We start from the raw sequence: 23,845 nt of genomic DNA, 5'->3' as shown, positions 1-23,845 counted from the left end.
TACTGCCACTAACGGCACACCCCAAAGCACTACTATCAACATGCTTTTTGGTTCCCCATTGGTGGCACAGGACTTAATTCCTCTTACCTGCTCCCAGATATAGCTCACCCACTTTCGGGTTATTCAACAATTCTTCACCAGGGCCGGAGATCGCATCGCGTCCAGACTCTAATACATATCCGCGATTAGCCATCTCTAAAGCCTTACGGGCATTTTGTTCTACTAATACAATCGCAGTACCCGCCTGATTAATTTGTTTAATCTGCTCAAACACTTGTGTCACCAACATCGGGGATAAAGCAGCAGATGGTTCATCCAAAATCAGCAAACCAGGTTCCAACATCAAAGCTTTGCCCATCGCTAGCATTTGGCGTTCTCCTCCAGAGAGAGTACCAGCACGTTGACGACGGCGATCGCTCAGTCTGGGGAACATGGTAAATATTTTATCTTTAATTGGTTTCAGGGGAACATTAAGCACAAAAGCACCCATCTCCAAGTTCTCTTCAATACTGAGGGAGGGGAAGACATTGGTGATTTGCGGTACGTAGCACATTCCTCGTTGGACGATTTGATTGGACTTTAGCCCCACGATATTTTCACCTTTGAAGGTAATTGTGCCTGTGTGGGGAATCAAAAGCCCAAAGATTGCTTTTGCCAAAGTAGATTTACCCGCACCGTTGGGGCCAATCACTGTTACTAATTCCCCTGGTGCAACCCGGAAATTCACACCTTGCAGGATATCTACGTCTTTGATGTATCCAGCATGGACATTTTGAACATCTAGTAAATAGTCATTTGTCATTGGTCATTTATCATTGGTCATTTGTCAACAGTCAAGTCAAGCATAACTATTGACTGTTGACTATGGACTATTACGGGGTTTTTTGCAACTCCGGTCGTTCTTCTGGAAGAATCGCCCCTTCTACTGGGCAAACTTGGAGACAGATGCCACAGTCGATGCAAGTGGCAAAGTCAATCCAGTACCAATCGGTTCCCTTGGCATTTTTGCCTGGGCCATCATGAATACAAGCTACTGGACAGGCACCTACGCAGTCAGCGACGCCTTCACAGACTTCTGTAACAATTGTGTGCGGCATGTTCTCGATTCCCTCTCTTCTGTATCGGCTATTTCTAGCCTAGCAGGGGAGTGGAGACTGGAGATTCCGCTGTCAAGGTGAGTCTGGATGCATCGGTGTCAACTTAAGCCTAAATCACTCTATTTCCCATTCTTTTAGATCCCCCAACCCCCTTTTTAAGGGGGCACTCGATTCTAGTTCCCCCCTTAAAAAGGGGGGTTAGGGGGGATCAAAATCTAGGTGGTACATCGAAAAATTTTCACTCTTCTTATTAGACTAGGCTTTCACGTTAAGCTGACACCAATGGCGAGACGCCCACCCCACAAGAAGTAGTTGAGTATTTTTTTATTGGAAGTCCCTAAGTACAGCACTTCATTAATTTGTAACGAATTAAATTTGGCAATACCTTGCAATGTTAATGTGTTGGTGGCATTGTTAATGCATCCCTCTGCAATGCCAATGCATCCCGATACAATGTTAATGCGTCGGCTGCATTGTTAATGCGTTTCCCTGCAATGCCAATGCATCCCTATATAATGTTAATACGTCGGTGGCATTGTTAATGCGTTCTTTAGCAATGCCAATGCATCCCCCTACATTAAAAACGCTACGCTTTTTTGCAAAACTCTACTAAGCAAGCGTCTTAGCTATTGCTGTTAGGTTCTAGGGAAATTCAGGCAAAAATACTATAATTTGTTACAAGCGTAATTTATCCTACTCTTGAAACGCAAAATGCCAGAGGTATCGCTACAGCTTTTCTTCTCCTACTCTCACAAAGACGAAGCTTTACGGGATGAACTAGCTAATCACCTGAGTACTTTGATACGGCAGGGTGTGATATCAAGCTGGCACGATCGCAAAATAATACCAGGAGAGGAGTGGGATCACCAAATTAATGACAATTTCAACACAGCCGACATCATTCTGTTACTCCTCAGTTCAGACTTTATTGCTTCCAATTATTGCTGGGAAGTTGAAGTCACCACAGCAATAGAACGTCACAATACAGGAAAAGCTCGTGTCATCCCAGTTATTCTGCGAAGGGTTGATTGGAGTCACACACCGTTTGCTAAACTGCAATTTTTGCCCAAGAATGCCGAACCTGTTACCTCTTGGACTAATCGAGACGAGGCATTTACAAATGTAGCTCAAGGAATTAGGGCTGCTGCTCAACAAATCAAGGCAGAACGTCAACAAAAACTAGCACTAGTAACAAAGGAAGCTGCTATAGCTGAGTATCGCCAGTTGGTTGAGGAATTTGCAGCTGATGGCGAGATATCTTTTGTGGAATCCGAAATATTGAAGGATTTACAAGAACAGCTAGGATTAACTGATGAACAAGCTTGTACAGTGCGAGACAAAGCATTAGAATCTTATGGGAAATACAAAGAAAATCTGGACAAATACAAACAAATTTTTACCAAATTAATACATGAACAAGGATATCTGTTAGACGAAAAAGCTAAAGCGGATTTGAAGAAATTGCAGCAATATCTGAAGCTTAAAGATGAGAATGTAGCCGCAATAGATAATGAAGCTGAAGTACGAAAGCAACAAGCAGAAATACTCCACCAACAACAAAGAGAACAAGCAGAAGCCGAGAAGCTGCGACAACAGCAAGCAAACAGACTACAACAACAGCAAGAACAAGCAGAAGCCGAAAAGCTGCGACAACAGCAAGCACAGAGACTCAAACTACAAAGAGAACAAATAGAAGTTGAGAGACTGCGACAAGAACAGCAATCTACAGGTAATGACCTACTCTCTGAAAAGGGTGTAGACTATACGCGATTACGCGATTTACTCAGAGATAGTGAGTGGAAAGAAGCCGATAAAGAAACTCTGGCAGTTATGCTCAAAGCCACTGGTAGAAAAAAGAAGGTTGGTTAGATATCAATTCCGTCGAAAACTTTCCCTGCACTGACTTACGCACTATTGACCAACTGTGGGTAAAATACAGTAATGGGCGCTTTGGGTTTAGCGTGCAAAAGCGCATTTGGGAAAGCGTCGGAAAAGACTACGGAAAGTTTGGCGATCGCGTCGGCTGGCGGAAGTGGAGAACAGTTGTAGTTGACAAATGGTTTGGATTGAGACAACAAACCGAAAAACAAAGCGAATGGCTAAATGACTCAGACTTGTTATTCAACACAAGTGCCCCGGAAGGACACCTTCCGACTGCCCCCCATCAGCAGTTGAAGGGGGTAGGCTTGGTCGGGTTTTGGGGGTTTGGTGGCGGAGTTTTCTTCTCTCGCATCGAGACTTGTAAACTGTAACATATAAGGCTTACAGAAAATTGTAAAGATTCACAAACAAGCCATTTTGCACGAAGGATTGCGGTTTCTACGTTTTCGTTACCTGGCACTGGGCATTTTAAAATATTCATCTTGGACTTGTAGTATAATGCAAGCTTTTTGGCTGTCATAACAATTAGCCAAGATAAACTTACACGCTACTTCTTCTATTTCTTGGTTACTTGCTTCCCATTCATCCCAAGGTAGTTTCATTTGTCCTAACTGGGGAGTGGAGAGTAGGGCAGATAAAGCAATGCCCCATGTCCAATCCCCAACTCACTTAACGCAATGATTCAATGGTTGGTGAGCCATCAGCTTTGATCCAGGCAATTTGGGCTATGCTGCGATCGCGTGCATATTGGCGAATAGCTTCTGCATCCCTTCCCCCCAAATCAATTTCTACCCGCACCAAATCAGTAGAATCTCTGAGTTTTTGCGCGTAAGCAAAGGCAAGGGCGTTAGCACTTGGCGTTTCTGATACTACCAACCAGTCACTCGCTGGGATTACTTGTGGTAATTGCTGAGTAGACAACAGAACTTGGTATAATTCTTCGATATTTAGTCCAAAACCAATTCCGGGAATGTTTTCTCCTTGGGGATGATATAGCCCCAAAAGCTGGTCATAGCGACCACCACGCCCTAAAACTCTGGCTTGGGATTCGGAATCAGTGACAACTTCAAAGACAATACCGGTGTAGTAATCTATGGTCTGAATGAGGCTGAGGTCAAGGATTAAGGGAAATTTTTTCTCTGATTCCAGTAATTCTACTAGGGATTTAAGGTTATTTACTGCCTCTCGCTGTTCTTCATCTAGATCCAAACTACTGACTTTTTGTAACACATCTGCACTAGGGCCACGCAAATCCAGGATGATTCGGGCGCGATCGCGTAGTTTGTCACTTAAGGGTAAAGTATCTATAGTAATGCGGTCAAGATGGGCGATCGCACTGCGAACTTTATCCTGTAAATTATCAGGAAAGGCACTCAAGAGCGATCGGGTAATTCCCGCCTCACCTAAAATTAAATGCCATCCCTGTAAACCCAGTGCTGCCAAACAATCTGCAACTAACAGCACTACTTCCGCATTCGCCAGCAATCCGCCAGCACCTAACAACTCTACCCCAGCTTGATAAAACTCCTGCTGGCTATTATGCCTACTTTCCCAAGTGCGGCGAAATACATTGGCATTGTAGTACAGCCGTTGCGGATAACGCAGTCCTGTCATTCGAGTCACAACAGTCCGAGCAATAGATGCTGTTAATTCTGGACGTAGCCCTAATTCATCATCTTCGCCATTTTGTTGTAGTTGAATCACCATCTGACGCTGGATTGCTTCCCCCGCCATCAAGGTATCCATCCGCTCTAAAGTCGAGGTGATAATCCTGTGATATCCCCAACGGCGAAATACTTGTTGTAACCTATCTTCAATCCAGCGTTTTTTCTCCACATCCAAGGGCAATAAATCCCTGGCTCCCGCTGCTGGTTGATACACCATTATTTTTTCTTCCCACCAAACAAACCACCGAACAAACCGCCACTACCAGATTTATCTGGTTGCTTATCTCCATTATTGGGGGATGAAGTCACCTTATGATCACTAGGTTGTTGTCCTAGAGCTTTATCTATTTTAGGTTTCCATTGCAGAGCTGTTTCGTCATTGGGGTTTAATTTCAGAGCATTGTCAAAGTGGATTTTTGCCATTTTTAGCTGATTTTGCCTCAAATACACCATTGCAATTAAGCTATGGCAGTGACTATTTTTAGGTTCTAGCTTTAGGGCATCCTGCAACTCTACTTTGGCTTGGGCAAATTGGTTTTTGTCAATCAAAGATTGAGCGCGACGAGCATACTGTTCTACAATCGAGTCTTCTTTTGCTGGCGCTGGCGCTGGCGCTGGTGCTGGTGCTGGTGGTGTATCTTTTGATGTATTTGATTGAGGTGTGCCTGATTGGACTTTGGGTTGAGCAGATGGCGGTGGTGCTACGGATGATTTGCCCGCACTCCGCATTAAGTACACTAAATTTAACTCACTAATTTGGGCAATGACTTGCAGCGCTTGCTCTAAAGAATCATATTGGGTTTGGGCTAGTTTAGCGATCGCACTTTTATAGAAATGATCGATATTAGCGGCGTCAGCTAACTGTCTACCCAAGTTGGTGTTTAGAGTCACCGAAGTAGACTCTTGTTCCAGGCGCTTGCCAATTTGCGACAAAATTATAGTATATTCTGCGCGAGTGCGATCGCCAGAAAGTTTTTCGTAAGCTGGGTTAACCAACTTTGATAATAATTCATTCCCTAGCTGTTTTTGAGCAGCAGTCTCAGTAAAACTACTGTCTGGGTGCAAACGGCGGGCGATTTTGAGATAACGTTTACGAATCTCTTTGACATCTGCATCAACTGGAACGCACAATATTGCGTGATGATCTATGAAATCATATTTAAATAGTCCACGATCTATTTTGAAAGACATATAGAGGTTTTGCACCAAAGGAGCAGTTAGATTCTTTTTAGTTTACCCAAAGTCGGGGGGAAAGCCCCCATCTGCTACACCCATGCTGACAGTGGCGGAACTTGTAAAAGTTCGCTACTGAGGGAGTCGTGAATATAACTATTTGTGGCGATAATTCTACCTGACTCAATTTTGACGGGAGTACGATCATAGGCAGTGACTATGCCCCCAGCTTCTTGTACCAAAATTATCCCGGCGGCAATATCCCAAGGAGAAAGTCCCCGTTCCCAGTAACCATCGACACGTCCACAGGCAACATACGCTAAATCTAGCGATGCGGAACCGCTACGTCTGACTCCTTGGGTAAGATGGGTGAGGTGACTAAATTCGGCATAGTTGTTATCAGAGGTTTCGCGGCGATCGTAGGCAAACCCTGTCACTAGTAGGCTTTTACTCAATTCAGATGTGATCGAAACCTTGATGGGATGACGGTTACGCGTTGCTCCCAAGCCAGCAGCGGCACGGAATAGCTCATTGTGAAAGGGGTCATAAATTACACCAACTTGCGGAACGCCATTAATTAACAGCCCGATGGAAACGGCAAAAAATGGGTATTGATGAGCATAGTTGGTTGTGCCATCGAGAGGATCTATTGCCCAAAGGTATTCATTCTCTTGATTACCTAATTTCCCTGATTCTTCCGCGAGGATAGAGTGCTGAGGAAAGTGGCGGCGCAAAATTTCTAAAATCAACTCTTCTGAAGCTTTATCAGCAGCGGTGACTAAATCACCAGGGCGTCCTTTTTCAATAATTGCGTCTTCTAACTTACCCAAGTAACCTTGCAAAATGCCACCAGCAGCTAAGGCCGCTTCCGTAGCAATATCTAAAAAAATTTGTAGATTTGTCATTTGTTAGAAGTTAAGAGTTTGAAGTTAGGAGTAGAGACGCGATTAATCGCGTCTCTACAGGAGTTTGGAGTCATTCAATTTTAGATTTTAGATTTTAAATTTTAGATTTTTCTTTCAATCCAAAATCCAAGTTGCGCTGTCAGCGCACCAAAGGTGCGACCAAAATCTAAAATTGGCAGAGTCAGGAGTTAGTTGTCTACCCCACTCCCCACTCTCCACTTTTCAAAGATTTTGGCGGCGAAACTCAGCCGGAGTGAGGCGCATGGGTTTTTCTGGGTTCCAGATTCCTTGGGCCATGAGTCTAGCCCATTGTTGGGCACGTTCTAAACGTTGGTCATATTTGTGGTTAGGCGATCGCCCAACAAACATTGCATTCCCTTGTTTGACTAATTCTTCATTCAACAACACCTTATTTTTCCACACATAAGCTAGAGTTCGCCCGATTTTGTCTTTTGCTTCTAGATCAAACTCCAGAGTTACCGATTCTTCTGCACCACCAATTAGATTCTCTAACTGTTCTTTTGCTTCTTCCCCCCAAGGCCGCTGTCGCAAATCTGGTGCATCAATACCAACTAACCGCACTTGGGAAATCAAATTTGGTTGTTCAGCCATGCCTAACACTTCCAAACTTTGCCCACTAACTACCCGCGCTACTTTCACCTGAGCCTCATTGTTTGGCGGCTGGTTTTTACCTTGGCAACTCACCAAGAGCAATAAGCAAGCCAAAATGGCTATTTTTCGCACCCAGTCACCAAGACGCACAGGCATCAGAATTTCTCCTATCGTCGCCCCTGTACGTAGCTGGCTTTTAAGTAGGGGTACAGTGATTTTGAATTGTTTATTCCTCATCTAAAGGTAAACCCGCTTTAACTTTACCCCTAGCAAAATAGCGTCCAAACTGGAGTTCATAGACTTCATCTTCGTCTTGTGTTTCCACCTCCAAGTCAGAACGGGGGTAACTCACACATAACAACGCATAACCTTGCCGACGTAAATGTGGCGACAATCCGATCGCCTCTGGTTGGTAAATTTCTCCCGACAACACCCTCACTGCACAAGTAGTGCAAGCCCCGTTGCGGCAGGAAAACGGCAGTTCTACCCCTTGTTTTTCGGCAGTGTGCAGGATGTAGCGGTCTTCTGGCACTTGTAGGGTGTATATTTTGCCAGTGGCGCGATCGCGAACTCTAATTGTGTATGTACGGGACATCTGGATTTGCGTTTTGGGATTGGGACTTTCAGATTCAATCTAAAAATATCTTTCTTTATCTTTGCATTTTCTGGGATTCTATAGTAGGATCGTAACTTGTGGCACCTGGAGAGGTGGCCGAGTGGTTGAAGGCGCACGCCTGGAAAGTGTGTTTAGGGAAACTTAACGAGGGTTCGAATCCCTCCCTCTCCGTTTTCAAACTTAGTCTAAATATATACGCTCCATTCACAATCACATTGTGTAATTAATTCTGTGTAACTACTTATTTAACAGTCACACCCCTAACCTACGTCTGCTACCCCAATCTTCTCTTCATACCTCAGACACAGCTAAGTGTTAAATCTAACTGCTAAATTCAATACACAATCTCACGGAAAGTAACATTTGTTTATTTTTCATTCATAATCGAGGCATTTTGTAAAGTCGCCAAACTGCTACTTCACTATGGTGACAGGCTGATCAACGGATCAGGTAAATTAAGATAAGTAAAGAAAAGAAAAGGCTTTGAACTAAATGGCAGCTCTAAGCTTACAAGAAATTTCTACTCAGTTAGAAAGTCCAAATTTACGCGATCGCATGTTAGCCCTTGCTAATCTGCGTCATGTTCCCGCTGAGGATGCAGTCCCTTTGATTAAAAAGGTACTAGACGACGAATCTTTGCAACTGCGATCGATGGCAATATTTGCCCTCGGAATTAAGCCGACGCCAGAATGTTATTCAATTTTGGTAAGAATTCTGGAAAATGACCCGGATTATGGTATACGTGCTGATGCCGCTGGTGCCTTAGGATATTTGGGTGATGCCAGAGCCTTTGAAGTGCTTTCACGGGCGTTTTATGAAGATACTGATTGGCTAGTACGCTTTAGTGCAGCTGTTTCTCTAGGTAACATAAAAGACCCCCGCGCCCGACAAATTCTTCTTCAGGCATTGGATAGCAAAGAAGTAGTGTTGCAACAAGCTGCAATCTCTGCATTGGGAGAAATTCAAGACATTGAGTCTGTCGATAAGATCCTGCGCTTCGCCCAATCAGATGATTGGTTAGTAAGGCAGCGTTTGGCAGAAGCCTTGGGAAATCTTCCCACTCCCAAGAGTGTCTCAGCTTTAAAATACCTGGAAAAAGACAATCATTTTAACGTTGCTGAGGCAGCCAGGATTGGACTTAAAAAGCTTGAGGAATTAGGCGATCAAGCTTAATATTAATACCTCCTACTACCTTTTAATAATTAAGTGGGAATTTTCGCATTTTGATGCAGGGTAATTTCATTCATGAATATTGAAGAGTTTTTTCAGTTAAGTGCTGGTAAATGGTTTTCTCATCGGACTAGTCAACATTTGGCTTTTAACCAATCTGAAAATGGCAAGTCAGATATCATCATTGAGACGCTGGCAGTAGATGATCCAGAAGTGAGCAAGCTTTGTCAACAGTACAAAATTAATCTTAGTTCCGGCTCTTGTGCTGCCAAAATTACTTGGAACGGCACAATCGAAAAGGATCAAGCAAAGCACAGTGGTTCAACTGTGTTAGTTTCGATACCTGATGCAGATAATCCGGCCCAAGGCAAGTTACTGCGAAAAATAGTTGATGCCAAGAAAACTCCAGTTGCCGGACGCTATAAAATAGATAGTGATGATGCTTTGACCCTAATTACAGAGGATGAAACCATGAGTTCTGAGGAGCGCCTGTGGTTTGCTAGCCCGAATTTGCGAATGCGGGTGAATATCCTCAAGAATTTTGGTGGATTTAGTATCACTTCCTTCACTTCTGAGATTCGTATGGGTGGTTCTCCACCAGCCGCGAAGGCTTCCGAGGCGGTTAATTCAGTATCGAATTAGTTTTAATACAGGATATTCGCCCGATAAAGGGACTGACAAATCAAAAAATACTCAACTACTTCTTGTGGTGTGGGCGACACGAGCACCCATAGCCAAGGGCGGACTTTTCGGTCTACCCGACAAGATTGGATAATTTATTGTTGTCAGTCCCAAACCTACGGTGGTAATGTAAAAGTCCTAAAAACCCAGCTTGAAGAGGTTTTCCTCGTTCTCAGTGTTAATTATTTTTTGGGTATCTTTTTGGTCATACCCAGATAACCCTCCAAAGCTGCCAAAGTCCGATGTCTAGATATCTCCTGAATGTGGCGCAATGGTATTCTGGCACCGCTCATCAGAGGAAATGCCTGGGGAAACTATGGATACTAACCCCCTCAATGCCTAGCTAGCCGCACACAGATATTTCTGAGAATTTTATCAGCACTGAGAAATCATAAATACCTCTCAAGTCATAGATACATTCTGTGCTGTGATAGAGGATTTTTGGCTCATACTTCAGTATTCTATTTAAGATAAAGAAATTGTTTGTTAGAAAAATCATAATTTCTGGTATCTACCTAATTCTTAGTAGCTTTTACTTAAAGACAAACAACTTTTAATGTGATGTTGGTAGTAAATAAATAGTCTTACAATCAGGATGGAAAATATGGATAACACAAACGAAGTTGATAATACTAAAAATAATTTGGGTAAGCAGAAAAGAAGGACTGAAACTGATATGGATTCATCATCTAACGAACTGATACAGACAAATAAAACAATTAATATAGATGGTCAGCGTCCAGTTGATCCGAGTAATATTGAAATTAAAGAAATTATTAATATAGATGGTCAGCGCCCAATTGGGAAGGATGAAAATGATTATGATGATAAAACAATTAATATAGATGGTCAACGCCCGATTACTAAGAGCGCTTTTCAAGAATATGATATGCTAACTGTAGACGGTAAACGTCCAATTGACCCTAGTGATTTCGAGGTTGAGGCTATTCTTGACATAGATGGTCAACGTCCGATCGCTAAAAGTAATTTTCAAATTGAAGATACTTTAGAGGTAGATGGTAGCCGCCCAATAGTTGCAGATAACACTGTTGATTCGCAAATACCAACAGATTATATAGACTAAAATTATGAACTGACTTGACACTGTAAAGTGGTGAAGATAAAACAAAAAGACGCACTAATCACATTATCATCCTCTATTGTGCTATTCCTTTAAAAAGGCTTTTAGATTTTAGATTAACCCCAGCAATCAAGTTAAAGGCAGGTTTATTAACCGTAGTAATAAACCGAAGCAAATGATCGCGATCAAAAAGCCTGTTAAAAAGAAATTACTTGGCGATCGCGCAAAAACTTACCGTTTATACTGCGTGGAGCATCAGTAGCTAACCAAATTGCAGTGTCGGCTCCTTGTTCTGGTTCTCGCGTTGCTGATGATCCACCCATATCTGTTCTCACCCACCCTGGACAAATGGAATTGATGACAATTCCTTTTGAGTGTAAAGCTTGTGCCAACATGATTGTTGCGCCATTTAATGCCAGCTTCGATAGGCAGTAACTTGGGACATCGGCAGACAAACCTGACAATGCTCCATAACCGCTTGAAACGTTAACAACTTTGGCATTTGGAGATTTTTCCAACAGGGGTAAAAATGCCTGCACCATCCGAATTGTACCAAATGTGTTGGCATTCATTGTGGAATCGAGCAACTCACGGTCAATGGTAAGAATATTTACATCCTTGTCTGGATACACACCTGCATTATTAATTAAAACATCTAACCGATCAATCTTCTGGTGCAGGATTTTTACTGCTTGATTAATAGAGCGATCGTCAGTGACATCCAATTCGATGGGAATTACCTTTCCTTGTAGTTTCTCGGCAGCAAGTTTTGCGTTATCAAGCGAGCGCGAAGTAATAATCACTTCATAGTCTTTTGTCAGTAGACCTTGGGCGATCGCAAATCCAATCCCTCGGTTACCACCAGTAACTAATACCCGTTTCTCTTGTGTAGATTCCATCTCAATATTTTATCTCCAGTTATTATCTTATTACCTAAAGTAATTGAAAAGGGTTACTAGCTGCTCATACCTAACATTTGTCTTCTGACAAGAGCATGGCCAGATTGAACATCAAACCAGTGAATATCTTCAGGGGGTAATGTCAGTGTAATATCCTCGTTATTCCAATTTTGGTCTGTTGGCAACAAAGCACGTACTGTAATCGCTTCAGTTTGTGAACCTTCAACCCTGACACTCACTAAATAGTGCATACCCAAGTTTTCTACTAGATACACTTGTCCTTGGATAGTTTGGGTATCACCTGGTTGGGCAATGCGAACATTTTCTGGGCGGATACCTAGCACAATCTGGGGTGGTATAGTTGGTATATCTGGCAGAGGTACTTGGAAGTTCCCTAGGATGGCGTATCGTTCGTGACAAGATAGAGTCAGCAAATTCATCTGAGGACTACCAACAAATCCAGCCACAAATAAATTAGCTGGATGGTTATAGATGAGTTCAGGCGGGTCAAGTTGCTGGACATAGCCATCGTTGAGCAAAGCTACTTTCGTGGAGAGTGTCATCGCTTCTGTTTGGTCATGGGTAACATAGACCACAGGGACTTTTTGATCTGCAAAAATTTGCTTGAGGTCGGCTCGGACTCGTTCCCGCAACAGCGCATCCAAGTTACTTAACGGTTCATCTAGCAGGTACACATTGGCATTACGCACTAAAGCACGACCAACTGCAACACGCTGTCGTTGACCTCCAGACATTTGACCAGGCTTGCGGTTGATTAACTCTTCTAGTCCTAAAATTTTTGCCACTTCTGCTACTCGCTGTTTAATTTCTACAGGTGGTACTTTTCTTAGCTTGAGTCCAGAAGCGAGGTTTTGGTACACTGTCATGTGCGGATAGAGGGCATAACTTTGAAATACCATTGCGATGTTGCGATCGCCTGCTGACTTATAGGTGACATCCACCTCATTGATTTTAATCTGACCGCGGGTAGGTTCTTCAAGACCTGCAATCATGCGTAGAACAGTGGATTTGCCACAGCCAGAAGGGCCAAGTAAAGTGAGAAACTCATCGTTATCTACTGTTAAGCTAACGTCTTTGACAGGGACGACTTTGGAAGTATAGGTTTTATTCAAGTTTTTGAGTTCGAGTTTAGCCATTTTGATTTTCATCCTTTGACAGCACCAGCGGTAAGACCTTGGACAATCCGGCGCTGGAAAAACAAAACTAGTAAAACCAGGGGTAACGTCCCGACTACAGTAGCAGCGGCGATCGCACCGTAGGGAATTTCAAATACTGTCGCACCACCCAACTGAGCAGCAGCAACGGGAATCGTCTTCATCTCTTCACGGGTCATAAACGTTAGAGCGAAAATAAACTCGTTCCAGGCAAAAATAAAGGTGAGAATTCCAGTAGTCACTAAGGCAGGAAGGGTCATGGGCAGCACGATTTGCCACAGTAGTTGAAAGGTGTTGTAGCCATCGACCCTAGCAGAATCTTCTAAGTCTTTAGGTAATTGTTGGAAAAAGCTTCTGAGTACTAGAATTGTCAGGGGCAAATTGATGGCAGTGTAGGGTATAATCAGCGCTAGATAGTTGTTGCCCAGTCTGAGGGCTTGGATAATTTCTAACAGTCCCAGGAACAAGAGAATTCCAGGAAATAAAGTCACCATCAGAACGCTGGCGAGGATAGCTTGTTCACCCCAAGGGCGTAACCGTGCCAGGGCATAGGCAGCGGGTGCGCCGATCGCTAAAGCTAAAGCTGTAGAAATAATCGACACAAAGGCACTGTTGAAGATGTAGCGCCAAAATGGACGACGAGTGAATAACTCAATGTAATGACTAAAAGTGAATCGCGTCGGGAAATAAACAGTGGGAACGGCGGCAATATCTTCGTTAACTTTAAACGAGGTCAGTAATTGCCATAGGGCTGGCGCTAGGCTGAATAACATTACTAATGCAACTGCTATTAACAGCAGGATTTTTTTCAGAGAAAATCTGGTTTTTGCTGTTGGTTGTGGAGTTGAACTCATGGGTTAAATAGCTCCTGGTGTTTTGGCACGGTATCTATTAAGCAAGAAACTAGCGATCGCTACCGCAGCAATTAATATTAGAAATGTCACTACTACCAGAGCTGCTCCATAACCAAAATCTAAGTAGCGCATCACCGTGGAATAGATGTATAGCGACACCACTTCAGTTGCACCACCAGGGCCACCCCCGGTCATCACAGCAATCAAGTCGAAAATCCCGAAAGCTTGAGCAAATCGAAATAGGACTGCAATTAAGATTTGTGGCAGCAGCAGTGGCAGGGTAATATTGCGGAAGCTTTGCCAAGGATTTGCCCCATCGACAGAGTAGGCTTCGTAGAGGTCTGCTGATATCGACTGCAAGCCAGCCAATAGCAGAATACTGATAAAGGGTGTAGTTTTCCAAACATCAGCAAAGATCGCTGCGCTCATCGCCAGAGTTGGATCTCCTAACCAGTTAATTCCAGTTTTAATCAGCCCTAACCGCCGCAGAATGTCGTTTACAATCCCAAACTGGTCGTTAAAAATCCAAGCCCATGCCAGACCAATCAGAGCGGTAGGCAAAGCCCAAGGTAGAATGGCAGTTGTTCGCACTACACCCCTTCCAAAAAACGCCTGATTGAGAACTAGGGCAATCCCCAGTCCTAGCAGTAATTCTGAAAGCACGGATGCTGTTGTGAACACGGTCGTCGCCCACAAACTCTGCCAGAAACGACCATCCCCTGCCATCCGCACATAATTTTCCAAACCAGAGAATACGGGTTGTAGTTCCGTTCCCAAATTTCTAGTAAATACACTTAACCAGAATGCTCGTAAAATCGGGTAGGCAAATACAAACAACAACAGCAATAATGCTGGTGTTAGTAAGATCCAAGCAGTCCGTTGTTCCCGGCTTCGGAGTGGATGCAGATTAGTCATTAGTCAAGAATCAATAGTCATTTGTCATTTTCCCATCTTCCCAGTTCCCTAGTACAGCACGGCGTAAATAAGCAGACCATTGAAAAGCCCTAAAGAGCTTATTCTTATTCCATAATATTTTTGACTTTTGACTTTTAACTTTTGACTTCCGCCTTGCGGTACTAGTCCTTAGTTCCTAGCAGTCGGCGCGTTTCATTAGCAGCAGCTTGCATTGCTCGTTCCGGATTTATCCGACCGGATAGCGCAGCGCTGAGATAACGCTGCAAAATATCTGATGTTTGGTCATATTGCGCGATCGGCGAACGTAAAACTGCATTGTCCACAACCTCCAGTAACTGCGGATAGTGAGGATATTTGGCAACAATCTCTGGGTCTGTAAATAAATCCCGGCGACTTGGAACGTAGCCTGCACTCAATATGAATCGGCGCTGTGCCTCCCGACTGGTAAAGTACCGAATTGCTTTCCAAGCTTCTTGGGGATGTTTAGAAGATTTAGCAATCCCTATACCCCAGCCTCCTAAACAAGCTGCACCAGTTTTACCAGGAGCATGAACCATCGGTTTAATTGCAATTTTGCCTTGGATTGGCGAATTCTTTGCTTGGGCTAAAGGCCATGCATAGGGCCAGCTACGTAAAAACGCTACTTGACCACTTTGGAACAAGCGCCGGGTGTCTTCTTCCTGATAGGTTGTGACTCCACCAGGAGAAACGCCCTGGCTGACGGTACTACGCAAAAACTCAACAGCCTGTAATGTTTCTGGTCGATCCAGCCCAACCTCGAAGGTTTCGGGATTAACCCAGAAGCCACCAAAGCCATTAAGGACTTCCACAAACATTGCTACGAGTCCTTCATATTGGCGTCCCTGCCAAACATAGCCCCAATTCACCTGGTCTTTCTTCTGTAAGGCAAGGGATATTCGGATCAAATCCTCAAAGGTTTCTGGCGGTTTCAATCCTGCTTCTTTGATTAAATCTTCGCGGTAGTAGAGCATTCCCACGTCGGAACGCACGGGAATGCGGTACAGCTTGTTCTGGTAACGTCCGCCTTCTACATCCTTGGGTGAAAATGCTGCCAACTCCTGCTTGGAAATGCGATCGTCTAGGGGTAGCAACCATCCAGCAGCAGCAAACTTGGGCGTCCAGATCACGTCCATATTCACCAAATCATAAGGGGATTCACCTAAGATAAAAGATGAGGTGTACAGGTCTTCGAGCAAATTTGTAGCATTTGGCCCCTCAACTAAGTTAATGCGAATACCTGGGTTCTCAGCCTCAAAGTCTCTAATCAAACCCTGCTTCCAAGGTTGGGCATCAGGAGCAGTAATTAACATATTAAGGGTAACTGCTCGTTGCGAGAGTGCTACCCAATTGAACAATATGATTCCTAACAGAATTGACAGAAAAATCCCTATATGTAAAAAACTTTGTTTTTGGATAAATTTTTGCAACTTGTTTATTGGGTTTTGATACAACATTATCAATGTAGCGATCACTAGTGGTAATAATTATATAGTTATCTTTGAAGGCAACTGTACAGCCTGTTTGTGAGGCGTAACTATGATTCTGCCTTGATAAGTATGGCGCTGTTTGTCCAATACCTAAAAAGTAGATAACCTATATTTATCAATTCACTATTTTGTTATTCTGTCAATGCGTAAGTCCTAGTACAGCGTGGCGGAAATAAACAACCCATTTCAAATCAACGAAACGTTTACGCTGTTGTATTTATTTTGAATGAGTAACTTTTGACTTCCGCTTTGCGGTTCTAGTCTTATATAAAATGCTGATTAAAGCGCTATCAAAAAACCAGGATAAACCATAGCCAGTGCTGAAAATGCCATAATTGCAGCATATTTTTGCTTTGAAATCATCCCAGCGATCGCAGCTTTCCAAATTGCTCCTAAAAGAAAGCTATTGTTTAATACTGTTTATAATTTAAATAAAAAATCCCAACCAATGGTTAATTTAAAAGTTGGAACAAAAGAAAATTTAGAGACTTTGCTATCTCTGTCCTCAGCCTTTTTAGATTTGCAAAAAGTTAGCGATCGCCTGCGGTAATGGCAGAACAATTACAATTAACAAAGCAATTGCTAGTAATCCCCAAATGTCACGTCCGTTATCCAATTCAGTAACATCGTTCAGTGCAGGTTCATCAATCAATGGCATAAATAATAAGATAATCGCCCACAACAAAAATTCTTCCCGAACTAAAGAAAGTAATAGTAACAGCACGCGAGCAATTTGACCAATTACGATCGCAGTTCGTTGTCCAAACATCGCATGGACAATGTGACCTCCATCTAGTTGTCCCACAGGCATTAAATTTAAGGCCGTGACAACTAGTCCCAGAAAACCGGCTACTGCAACTGGGTGCAAGTCAAGGGCTGATTTTGCTGTTAAGTGACTTCCTAAGGCTAACTTCGAGAGTAGTGCCAGTAAAATTGAATACTTGGGATTAAGGGCATCAAGATTCAAAAATCGGGTTTTTTCAGTCAGGGAAACCACGTCAGAATGAGCCAAGCCCCATATTAGTAATGGCAAGGTAACAACAAAACCTGCAATTGGACCAGCGATACTAATATCAAATAAAGCTTTGCGGTTGGGAATAGGACTACGCATCTGAATAAATGCGCCAAAAGTTCCCAAGAAGAAAGGCACGGGAATAAAGTAAGGTAACGTCGAGCGAATCTTGTAAAATTTAGCTGTCAAATAATGCCCAAGTTCGTGAATACCCAAAATAGTCATCAGTCCTAAAGCATAAGGCAATCCTTTGAATAGGACATCTGGGCTAAATAGAAGTTTGAACAAAGAGCTAATTTCCCAGATAGGGGGAAGAGAAACACCAGCATTTTGCACTCCCACCAAGGTAGTAGTTACCAAAGTAGCTGCTAGTAGTAGAAGCGCTAATCCTGGTCTAGTTAACTGTTCCTGGTTGCGTCGTGGTGTATTTGTCTGTTTGGCAGCTTGAGTATTGGGAACCAGCACAAAGAAAGGTTGGCCATTGAAACCTTCTTGAAAGATCAGCACGAAGCGATCGCCAAATTGTGCTTCAATATTAGTCTTAATCTGCTGGTAGGCATTGCTGGCTTTAGTTCGCAACTGACCACGGCAAATCACAGCTTGTGGTCGATACTCAATATTTTGAACGTAGTATACAGACCAAGGAAAACAATTTCGCAGTTGGGTTTCTTCCGTTGGCTCAATAGGACGCGCTATTGGTTCTGCGGTAGGCTTGATAGTCGGCTGTGATTCTGAGGCTTGAGCTTGGGCTTCGGTCTGTGTATTTCTTGGGACTCGACGCCCCCATTGAAACAACGTCCAGTACAACACTGTGCAGACAAATAACGACCAAATGATCAGCCCTGGCGGCGGAGGTTGTTTCGTGCTGTAGATCAGCGTCCATCCACTCAGCAGAAATGCTGGTGTCATTAAAACCAGCCACAACAACCATACTGGCGTCCGGGTGATCTGAGCGACGCTGTGCTGCACCATTAGATAAGTAGCTAGCCCCAGTAGGAGGATAAACAGAAACCAAAATGCCATGTTATCTTCAGTAATTTTGACAAAACGCCCCACCAGTAGCTTCAGCACCATAGCATTAACTACAAGGCAGATTTGAAACCCCAATTTTATTCACAATGGTTAACAATGTTGGTTAACGCTCAAGTTTCAATTCTTGAGAATTTCCACACTGTAACCACATTGTCCACAACTCCTCAGTTTCGGCTCTTTTATCATGTGTTCTCTACCTGAAGTGCCAAGTCATACAACTAAGCCACCACGGGCTGTCTTCCTTGACGAAGTTCCTAGCGGAAGTTCTCTGCAATCGGACTTCGCACAAGAGAGCATTTTTGCCTTTCCACCCAATCGGGACACATTAGGAGGAACCTCTTATTTTATTGTAAGAAATGAAGGCAATATCCTCATAGATTGCCCTGCCTTAGACCAAACAAATCAAGATTTTTTAGCAGCGCATGGAGGTGTGGGTTGGTTATTTATCACCCATCGAGGCGCTATTGGCAAGACCGCTGAAATTCAGCAAACCTTTGGCTGCAAGGTGCTGATTCAAGAGCAAGAAGCTTATTTATTACCAGGCTTAACCGTAACTACCTTTAGGCAGGAATTTACTCTCGATGCTGCAACACAAGTGATTTGGACACCAGGTCATTCTCCCGGCTCATCTTGCCTCTACTACAATGAACTTGGAGGTATACTGTTTTCTGGTCGCCATTTAGTCCCTAACCAGCAGGGTCAAGCAGTACCGTTACGCACAGCGAAAACCTTTCACTGGCCCAGGCAAATTCAGAGTCTGCGATTATTGTTAGAGACTTTTACACCAGAAACTCTCCGCTACATTTGTCCCGGAGCTAATACAGGCTTTCTTAGAGGCAAGCGTGTCATAGACTATAATGCTTGTATCTCAGCTCTTCAAAAACTGATTTCTACACTTTGAGCATTAAATGAGCATTACGATAAACACTAGTAAAACGCCAACTGGCAAAACCAAGAAAGGTTAAGTAGTGGTGAGGGAGGATTCAGGGAGTGTGAAGGCTTGCTTTCTCCGTACTCACTTATTGATCAGTTCAAGAATATCTTCCAGATTGAGCATTCTCGCCACCGATCGCCTGTCAATTGCTTGGTCAACATCGTCTGCGGCTTAATCGCCTACTGTCACCAACCTAAGAAGCCTGCGATCGCCATCAGTTACAATTTGCTTTCTGCCACCTAATCTTAACCCGAACTCACGTTAAAGTAAGATTAGATACCTAACATTTCTGAAATATTGTTTAAATAGTCTGTCGAATCGGGATCTCAATCACAAACTCGGTTTTCTGACCGGGTATGGAATGGCACCGCAATGAGCCATTATGCTTCTTAGTCACAATCTGATAGCTGATCGACAACCCCAATCCAGTCCCTTGACCAACTGATTTAGTGGTAAAGAATGGGTTAAACAATTTTTCTTGAACGATTTTTGGGATACCAAGACCGTTATCTGCAATCTGAATCTGTACCAGATGTGAATCAAGCATTTGAGTAGAAATCAGAATTTGACTCGGCTGTTGCTCAATTTCCTCAAACGTGCGCTGTTGATCTCGTTCTTCGAGGGCATCAATTGCATTGCAAATAATATTCATAAACACCTGGTTCAATTGAGAAGGTTTGCACTCAACCAACGGCAGGTTGCCATAATTTTTAACCAATTTAATTTCCCAGTTAGACTTGCCTTTCAGGCGATGCTGCAAAAGCATCAACGTACTCTCAATGCCCTCATGAATGTTGACTTGTTTTATCTCAGCTTCGTCCATACGGGAGAAGTTCCGTAAAGATCGCACAATCGTTTGAATCCGGACTGCTCCAACTTCCATTGAAGAAAATAACTTGGGTAAATCTTCTACTAGGAAATCTAGGTCAATTTCCTTTCCTTCCTCCTGGATTTCTGGTAAAGGGCTGGGATAATACTTTTGATACAACCGCAGCAGTCTTAATAGGTCTAGAGTATAGTCATTGGCAGGCTTGAGGTTAGCATAGATAAAGTTCACTGGGTTATTAATTTCATGCGCTACCCCAGCGACTAACTGCCCCAAACTAGACATTTTCTCATTTTGTATTAGTTGAATTTGCGTTCGCTTCAATTCAAGTAAAGTGGTTTCTAGTTCAGTTGCTTTCTGCTGCAATAGGGCTTCTGACTCTAGCAAAGCTCTTTCAACTTGTTTAGAAGTACTGATATCACGAGCAATTTTGGAGACACCAATGATTCTGCCTTTTGTATCTTTAATTGGAGAAATTGTTAGCGAGATATCAATCAGTGTTCCATCTTTGCGTTGACGCACGGTCTCAAAGTGTTCAACTCGTTCTCCAAGTTTCATTTTCTGAATAATTTGGGTTTCTTCGTTCATCCGATCACTAGGAAGAAGCATTGTCACACGTTGACCGATCGCTTCTTGTTCTTTATAACCGAACAGTCTTTCTGCGCCAAAATTCCAGCTAACAATTACTCCATCCAAGGTTTTGCTGATAATAGCATCTTCAGATGACTCTACAATTGCCGCAAGGCGAAATAAAGCTTTTTCAACTTGTTTACTAGTACTGATATCACGAGCAATTTTGGAGACACCAATGATTCTGCCTGTTGTATCTTTAATTGGAGAAATTGTTAGCGAGATATCAATCAGTGTCCCATCTTTGCGTTGACGCACGGTCTCAAAGTGTTCAACTCGTTCTCCAAGTTTCACTTTCTGAATAATTTCGGCTTCTTCGTTCATCCGATCGCTAGGAATCAGCATTGTCACACGTTGACCGATCGCTTCTTGTTCTTTATAACCGAACAGTCTTTCTGCCCCAAAATTCCAGCTAATAATTACTCCATCCAAGGTTTTGCTGATAATAGCATCTTCAGATGACTCTACAATTGCTGCAAGGCGAAATAAAGCTTCTTGAACTTGCTCGTTTACCAAATTTACCATATTAATTTACTACTTAAACTAATAAATAAAGGGCATAGCCAAATTATTAACTATTGTGCATTCTAAATACTCTTTTTTTGTTCCTATAAAAGGAAAATAGTCAGCCTTACACAACTTTAGTTAGTATTCCCTTAAGTACTAAAAAATTAACATTTAAGTTTTTATAAGTTTAATCGCCATATTGCAAGTGGAGAGAATGCAAATGATCGGGCCAATCCGAACATACTACCCCGTTTCACTATTCACCACGTCGCCTTCCGCCCTGACGATGCTACAAGCGTCGTAGCGTCTCTTGTAGCGACCGGGTTTATTTTTGGTGGTTTTCAAAAAGCGATCGCCACATCTACTCAGGGTACTTCCTGCCCCCAATCCCGAATGCAAGTTTTATAACGTTTGTTAACCAAGATATTTTCCTGGGAATTCTAACCTTAGTACACAGGAATTCTTGGTAAAAGTTATGAGCGCAAAAGTTGATCGAACTTTAAGGATCGCTGGCTACCAAATCATAGAGCAACTTTATTCAGGTTCTCACACCCAAGTGTATCGGGCAGTACGAGAATGCGATCGCCTACCAGTTGTGATCAAGCTCTTAAAACGAGAATACCCTACCTTCAGTGAACTAGTACAGTTTCGTAACCAATATACGATCACTAAAAACCTAGATATTCCCTGCATCATTAAGCCCTACAACTTAGAAGCCCATCGCAACGGCTATGCTTTAGTCATGGAAGACTTTGGTGGCATTTCTTTGCGGGAATTTACCCAAGAACGACGATTAACTTTAGAGCAATTCCTTGCCATTGCTCTGCAACTGCTAGACACACTACACCAGTTACATCAACAGCGCGTCATTCACAAAGATATTAAACCAGCCAACATCTTGATTCACCCGAACACGAAACAAATCAAGCTGATTGACTTCAGTATTGCCTCACTCCTACCACGAGAAACCCAAGAGATCCAAAGTCCCAACGGACTGGAGGGAACGCTAGCATATCTGTCACCAGAGCAAACCGGACGGGTGAACCGGGGCATTGACTACCGCAGCGATTTCTATTCATTAGGTGTGACTTTCTTTGAACTCTTGAGTGAAGAACTGCCCTTTGAGTCCGATGACCCGATGGAGTTGGTGCATTGCCACATTGCAAAGCTTCCACCCTTTGTCTGCGATCTCAACCCCGATTTGCCCTTGATGCTAGGTGAGATTGTCCGCAAGCTGATGGCGAAGAATGCTGAAGACCGCTATCAGAGTGTACTAGGACTGAAATATGATTTAGTGATCTGCTTAGAACAGTGGCGAGAAACAGGCAAGCACACCTGGTTTGATTTGGGACAGCGCGATATCAGCGATCGCTTTCTGATCAGAGAAAAACTCTACGGACGGGAATTACAAGTGTAGACGTTACTGGACGCATTTGGTGATGTTGCCAATGGTGGATTGGGAGGCAGGTTTTTGGCAGTGTGATGTAGCGCAAGTGCGATCACTATAGGTTACATTGGCAAACTGCTGCTAGCTTACTCATGGGGCAATTATTCAATTGCGCTCAATTATATTGGCCAAATCAAGCTGTATTTAATGGCAGTATCAGGACTAATTTTTATTCCCAAGCTTTTACCATCTCGAAGTTTTGAGGAAATTCAGATTAATCCTAACCTGATAATTAAAACATCAGTAGAAAATGAAGGTGTAAAAATTAGCATTATTGACAATGATCAGGGGATGACTGAAGAGGTAAAACAAAAGATATTTGACCATTTATTTACGACGAAAGCTGTTGGTAATGGTACAGGTTTAGGATTAGCGATCGTCCGTCAACTTATTGTGGAAAAACATGGCAAAGCAATCGCAGTGAATTCTCAACTTGGCGAAGGAACTGAATTTGCGATTCGGCTACTGTTATCGACATAAGCGAGAAAATCGCAGTTGTTGTCGGATAAAAATAATTTGTTGCTAGCCCAATCAATGGAAGTTATCTACTTTGCAAGAAGCGCTTTGAAATTGCCGCAGGGGTGAAATTGCTAGGCTCTGCACTTGCTGATCAATACCATCTCCCTGAATAATCACCTGGGAACGTGACTGAATTAATTCCCATATCTGCGGACAACCTAGAACAGGAGTCAGTTCTGTTAAAGCAAAGACAAGTTCTGTGTTTAATTTATCTAACGATGGTCGCAATGTCTGATTTAAGTCTGGCACGTTAGGAAAAGATTTAATGCCTTGCTTTTGCCAGTTTTGAAAATCAACTGTTTGGATGAGTTTTCCTGCTTCTATTTGCGCTTTAAAAAATCTTGCAACTCTATCGGGTTCTAGACTATGGCTTGTTGCTTGTTGCCTAACCTTTGATAGTAACTCTTGTTCGCGCTTTAAATCCTCAATAGGACGTTTGTGATTCCATTTCCACCGGGCTACATCATGTGCAATTATTAATCGCTGCTGGATCAATTTTAGTAATTTATCTACAGGTAGTTGTTGATCTGCGATCGTAATAGCTTGAGGATTTGCTGATTGTACTGACCCAGAGTTTTGAGCTGCGAAATATAATTTTAAGTTGGCAGCAACTACTGTACTACGAAAAAAAAGCCCAAAGAAAATTATTATGGCAAACAACAGTGGATGCTTTCTGAAAAAACTTAAATTCATGTCAAAAAGTT

Annotated in this window: 24 protein-coding genes, 1 tRNA gene and 2 pseudogenes; 10 read left to right on the top strand and 17 right to left on the bottom strand. The window is 42.9% G+C overall.

Annotated features, from left to right (window positions below; all coding sequences use genetic code 11):
- Window positions 1–73: 73 nt before the first annotated feature.
- Window positions 74–802 (bottom strand): ABC transporter ATP-binding protein, encoded by a 729-nt coding sequence (locus V7K48_RS26790; protein WP_335077000.1) that lies wholly within the window; start codon window positions 800–802, stop codon window positions 74–76.
- Between the two features lie 70 nt (window positions 803–872).
- Complete coding sequence (locus V7K48_RS26785; protein ID WP_334946780.1) at window positions 873–1,097, bottom strand: indolepyruvate ferredoxin oxidoreductase subunit alpha; 225 nt, start codon at window positions 1,095–1,097, stop codon at window positions 873–875.
- A 711-nt stretch (window positions 1,098–1,808) separates the two neighbouring features.
- Between V7K48_RS26785 and V7K48_RS26780 the strand changes: the two genes are divergently transcribed.
- Together V7K48_RS26780 and V7K48_RS26775 are read left to right on the top strand one after the other, a co-directional pair.
- Window positions 1,809–2,966, top strand: coding sequence for a TIR domain-containing protein (locus V7K48_RS26780; RefSeq protein WP_335076998.1), 1,158 nt, complete (start codon window positions 1,809–1,811; stop codon window positions 2,964–2,966).
- A gap of 2 nt (window positions 2,967–2,968) precedes the next feature.
- Entirely contained in the window at window positions 2,969–3,349 is a 381-nt protein-coding gene (locus V7K48_RS26775) for a GUN4 domain-containing protein (RefSeq protein ID WP_335077172.1), read from the top strand.
- Between the two features lie 78 nt (window positions 3,350–3,427).
- Here the strand turns inward: V7K48_RS26775 and V7K48_RS26770 are convergent, their stop codons facing one another.
- The 6 genes from V7K48_RS26770 to V7K48_RS26745 all read right to left on the bottom strand — a co-directional run bounded on the left by V7K48_RS26770 (window position 3,428) and on the right by V7K48_RS26745 (window position 7,930).
- Window positions 3,428–3,580: a hypothetical protein gene (locus tag V7K48_RS26770; RefSeq protein ID WP_335076996.1), complete on the bottom strand. Its 153-nt coding sequence runs from the start codon at window positions 3,578–3,580 to the stop codon at window positions 3,428–3,430.
- Between the two features lie 67 nt (window positions 3,581–3,647).
- Complete coding sequence (locus V7K48_RS26765) at window positions 3,648–4,862, bottom strand: ATP phosphoribosyltransferase regulatory subunit (RefSeq protein WP_335076994.1); 1,215 nt, start codon at window positions 4,860–4,862, stop codon at window positions 3,648–3,650.
- The gene (locus tag V7K48_RS26760) at window positions 4,862–5,836 is read right to left on the bottom strand and encodes a J domain-containing protein (RefSeq protein ID WP_335076992.1); all 975 of its coding nucleotides are present in this window, start codon (window positions 5,834–5,836) and stop codon (window positions 4,862–4,864) included. Before V7K48_RS26760 ends, V7K48_RS26765 begins: the two co-directional genes overlap by 1 nt.
- Before the next feature lie 74 nt (window positions 5,837–5,910).
- Complete coding sequence (locus V7K48_RS26755; protein WP_334970651.1) at window positions 5,911–6,723, bottom strand: inositol monophosphatase family protein; 813 nt, start codon at window positions 6,721–6,723, stop codon at window positions 5,911–5,913.
- A gap of 222 nt (window positions 6,724–6,945) precedes the next feature.
- Window positions 6,946–7,491, bottom strand: coding sequence for a thermonuclease family protein (locus V7K48_RS26750; protein WP_335077170.1), 546 nt, complete (start codon window positions 7,489–7,491; stop codon window positions 6,946–6,948).
- A gap of 70 nt (window positions 7,492–7,561) precedes the next feature.
- Window positions 7,562–7,930, bottom strand: a complete 369-nt coding sequence (locus V7K48_RS26745; protein WP_334811650.1) for a 2Fe-2S iron-sulfur cluster-binding protein — start codon at window positions 7,928–7,930, stop codon at window positions 7,562–7,564.
- Window positions 7,931–8,037: 107 nt separating this feature from the next.
- Here V7K48_RS26745 and V7K48_RS26740 point away from each other — a divergent pair.
- From V7K48_RS26740 to V7K48_RS26725, 4 genes are all read left to right on the top strand, one after another.
- Window positions 8,038–8,122 (top strand) — tRNA-Ser (locus V7K48_RS26740).
- Window positions 8,123–8,443: 321 nt separating this feature from the next.
- On the top strand, window positions 8,444–9,124 hold the full coding sequence (locus tag V7K48_RS26735) for a HEAT repeat domain-containing protein (protein WP_335076990.1): 681 nt from the start codon (window positions 8,444–8,446) through the stop codon (window positions 9,122–9,124).
- A 72-nt stretch (window positions 9,125–9,196) separates the two neighbouring features.
- The gene (locus V7K48_RS26730) at window positions 9,197–9,763 is read left to right on the top strand and encodes a phycobiliprotein lyase (protein ID WP_335076988.1); all 567 of its coding nucleotides are present in this window, start codon (window positions 9,197–9,199) and stop codon (window positions 9,761–9,763) included.
- Between the two features lie 715 nt (window positions 9,764–10,478).
- Window positions 10,479–10,886 carry a hypothetical protein gene (locus tag V7K48_RS26725; RefSeq protein WP_335076986.1) on the top strand — a complete coding sequence of 136 codons (408 nt, stop codon included), beginning with the start codon at window positions 10,479–10,481 and terminating at the stop codon, window positions 10,884–10,886.
- Window positions 10,887–11,080: 194 nt separating this feature from the next.
- On the opposite strand, the gene V7K48_RS26720 is transcribed toward V7K48_RS26725, so the two are convergent.
- The 6 genes from V7K48_RS26720 to V7K48_RS26695 all read right to left on the bottom strand — a co-directional run bounded on the left by V7K48_RS26720 (window position 11,081) and on the right by V7K48_RS26695 (window position 18,269).
- Window positions 11,081–11,782 (bottom strand): SDR family NAD(P)-dependent oxidoreductase, encoded by a 702-nt coding sequence (locus tag V7K48_RS26720; protein WP_335076984.1) that lies wholly within the window; start codon window positions 11,780–11,782, stop codon window positions 11,081–11,083.
- Window positions 11,783–11,838: 56 nt separating this feature from the next.
- Window positions 11,839–12,939, bottom strand: a complete 1,101-nt coding sequence (locus V7K48_RS26715) for an ABC transporter ATP-binding protein (RefSeq protein WP_335076982.1) — start codon at window positions 12,937–12,939, stop codon at window positions 11,839–11,841.
- An 8-nt stretch (window positions 12,940–12,947) separates the two neighbouring features.
- Entirely contained in the window at window positions 12,948–13,811 is an 864-nt protein-coding gene (locus tag V7K48_RS26710) for a carbohydrate ABC transporter permease (RefSeq protein WP_335076980.1), read from the bottom strand.
- 3 nt (window positions 13,812–13,814) lie between these two features.
- A complete protein-coding gene (locus V7K48_RS26705; RefSeq protein WP_335076976.1) occupies window positions 13,815–14,726 on the bottom strand; it encodes a carbohydrate ABC transporter permease in 912 nt (303 codons plus the stop codon).
- Between the two features lie 161 nt (window positions 14,727–14,887).
- Window positions 14,888–16,201: an ABC transporter substrate-binding protein gene (locus V7K48_RS26700; RefSeq protein WP_335076974.1), complete on the bottom strand. Its 1,314-nt coding sequence runs from the start codon at window positions 16,199–16,201 to the stop codon at window positions 14,888–14,890.
- Between the two features lie 547 nt (window positions 16,202–16,748).
- On the bottom strand, window positions 16,749–18,269 hold the full coding sequence (locus V7K48_RS26695; RefSeq protein ID WP_335077168.1) for a site-2 protease family protein: 1,521 nt from the start codon (window positions 18,267–18,269) through the stop codon (window positions 16,749–16,751).
- Between the two features lie 193 nt (window positions 18,270–18,462).
- On the opposite strand from V7K48_RS26695, the gene V7K48_RS26690 reads away from it, so the two are divergent.
- Together V7K48_RS26690 and V7K48_RS26685 are read left to right on the top strand one after the other, a co-directional pair.
- Window positions 18,463–19,179: an MBL fold metallo-hydrolase gene (locus V7K48_RS26690; protein ID WP_335076972.1), complete on the top strand. Its 717-nt coding sequence runs from the start codon at window positions 18,463–18,465 to the stop codon at window positions 19,177–19,179.
- Between the two features lie 114 nt (window positions 19,180–19,293).
- Window positions 19,294–19,455 (top strand): annotated as a pseudogene (locus V7K48_RS26685) (IS982 family transposase); the annotation flags it as partial.
- A 58-nt stretch (window positions 19,456–19,513) separates the two neighbouring features.
- Here V7K48_RS26685 and V7K48_RS26680 read toward each other — a convergent pair.
- Both V7K48_RS26680 and V7K48_RS26675 read right to left on the bottom strand, forming a co-directional pair.
- Window positions 19,514–21,193, bottom strand: coding sequence for a PAS domain-containing sensor histidine kinase (locus V7K48_RS26680; protein WP_335076970.1), 1,680 nt, complete (start codon window positions 21,191–21,193; stop codon window positions 19,514–19,516).
- A gap of 225 nt (window positions 21,194–21,418) precedes the next feature.
- Window positions 21,419–21,574, bottom strand: coding sequence for a hypothetical protein (locus tag V7K48_RS26675; RefSeq protein ID WP_335076968.1), 156 nt, complete (start codon window positions 21,572–21,574; stop codon window positions 21,419–21,421).
- A gap of 76 nt (window positions 21,575–21,650) precedes the next feature.
- Here V7K48_RS26675 and V7K48_RS26670 point away from each other — a divergent pair.
- Window positions 21,651–22,589, top strand: a pseudogene (locus V7K48_RS26670) (serine/threonine protein kinase); the annotation flags it as partial.
- Between the two features lie 180 nt (window positions 22,590–22,769).
- Window positions 22,770–23,102, top strand: coding sequence for a sensor histidine kinase (locus V7K48_RS26665; RefSeq protein ID WP_335076966.1), 333 nt, complete (start codon window positions 22,770–22,772; stop codon window positions 23,100–23,102).
- A gap of 51 nt (window positions 23,103–23,153) precedes the next feature.
- Here the strand turns inward: V7K48_RS26665 and aroQ are convergent, their stop codons facing one another.
- Window positions 23,154–23,834, bottom strand: a complete 681-nt coding sequence (aroQ, locus tag V7K48_RS26660) for a gamma subclass chorismate mutase AroQ (RefSeq protein ID WP_335076963.1) — start codon at window positions 23,832–23,834, stop codon at window positions 23,154–23,156.
- Between the last annotated feature and the right edge of the window lie 11 nt (window positions 23,835–23,845).

The sequence above is a fragment of the Nostoc sp. genome (assembly GCF_036919615.1).
In the GTDB taxonomy this organism is placed as follows: domain Bacteria; phylum Cyanobacteriota; class Cyanobacteriia; order Cyanobacteriales; family Nostocaceae; genus Nostoc.
This window is presented reverse-complemented; position numbering and strand designations above follow the sequence as displayed.

Coding starts and splice junctions, on each gene's coding strand:
- V7K48_RS26725 (WP_335076986.1), top strand. CDS start 10,479: ATGGATTCATCATCTAACGAACTGATACAGACAAATAAAACAATTAAT.
- V7K48_RS26765 (WP_335076994.1), bottom strand. CDS start 4,862: ATGGTGTATCAACCAGCAGCGGGAGCCAGGGATTTATTGCCCTTGGAT.
- V7K48_RS26700 (WP_335076974.1), bottom strand. CDS start 16,201: ATGTTGTATCAAAACCCAATAAACAAGTTGCAAAAATTTATCCAAAAA.
- V7K48_RS26690 (WP_335076972.1), top strand. CDS start 18,463: ATGTGTTCTCTACCTGAAGTGCCAAGTCATACAACTAAGCCACCACGG.
- V7K48_RS26665 (WP_335076966.1), top strand. CDS start 22,770: ATGGCAGTATCAGGACTAATTTTTATTCCCAAGCTTTTACCATCTCGA.
- V7K48_RS26790 (WP_335077000.1), bottom strand. CDS start 802: ATGACAAATGACTATTTACTAGATGTTCAAAATGTCCATGCTGGATAC.
- V7K48_RS26720 (WP_335076984.1), bottom strand. CDS start 11,782: ATGGAATCTACACAAGAGAAACGGGTATTAGTTACTGGTGGTAACCGA.
- V7K48_RS26695 (WP_335077168.1), bottom strand. CDS start 18,269: ATGGCATTTTGGTTTCTGTTTATCCTCCTACTGGGGCTAGCTACTTAT.
- V7K48_RS26750 (WP_335077170.1), bottom strand. CDS start 7,491: ATGCCTGTGCGTCTTGGTGACTGGGTGCGAAAAATAGCCATTTTGGCT.
- V7K48_RS26710 (WP_335076980.1), bottom strand. CDS start 13,811: ATGAGTTCAACTCCACAACCAACAGCAAAAACCAGATTTTCTCTGAAA.
- V7K48_RS26735 (WP_335076990.1), top strand. CDS start 8,444: ATGGCAGCTCTAAGCTTACAAGAAATTTCTACTCAGTTAGAAAGTCCA.
- V7K48_RS26705 (WP_335076976.1), bottom strand. CDS start 14,726: ATGACTAATCTGCATCCACTCCGAAGCCGGGAACAACGGACTGCTTGG.
- aroQ (WP_335076963.1), bottom strand. CDS start 23,834: ATGAATTTAAGTTTTTTCAGAAAGCATCCACTGTTGTTTGCCATAATA.
- V7K48_RS26760 (WP_335076992.1), bottom strand. CDS start 5,836: ATGTCTTTCAAAATAGATCGTGGACTATTTAAATATGATTTCATAGAT.
- V7K48_RS26780 (WP_335076998.1), top strand. CDS start 1,809: ATGCCAGAGGTATCGCTACAGCTTTTCTTCTCCTACTCTCACAAAGAC.
- V7K48_RS26680 (WP_335076970.1), bottom strand. CDS start 21,193: ATGGTAAATTTGGTAAACGAGCAAGTTCAAGAAGCTTTATTTCGCCTT.
- V7K48_RS26755 (WP_334970651.1), bottom strand. CDS start 6,723: ATGACAAATCTACAAATTTTTTTAGATATTGCTACGGAAGCGGCCTTA.
- V7K48_RS26715 (WP_335076982.1), bottom strand. CDS start 12,939: ATGGCTAAACTCGAACTCAAAAACTTGAATAAAACCTATACTTCCAAA.
- V7K48_RS26730 (WP_335076988.1), top strand. CDS start 9,197: ATGAATATTGAAGAGTTTTTTCAGTTAAGTGCTGGTAAATGGTTTTCT.
- V7K48_RS26785 (WP_334946780.1), bottom strand. CDS start 1,097: ATGCCGCACACAATTGTTACAGAAGTCTGTGAAGGCGTCGCTGACTGC.
- V7K48_RS26745 (WP_334811650.1), bottom strand. CDS start 7,930: ATGTCCCGTACATACACAATTAGAGTTCGCGATCGCGCCACTGGCAAA.
- V7K48_RS26770 (WP_335076996.1), bottom strand. CDS start 3,580: ATGAAACTACCTTGGGATGAATGGGAAGCAAGTAACCAAGAAATAGAA.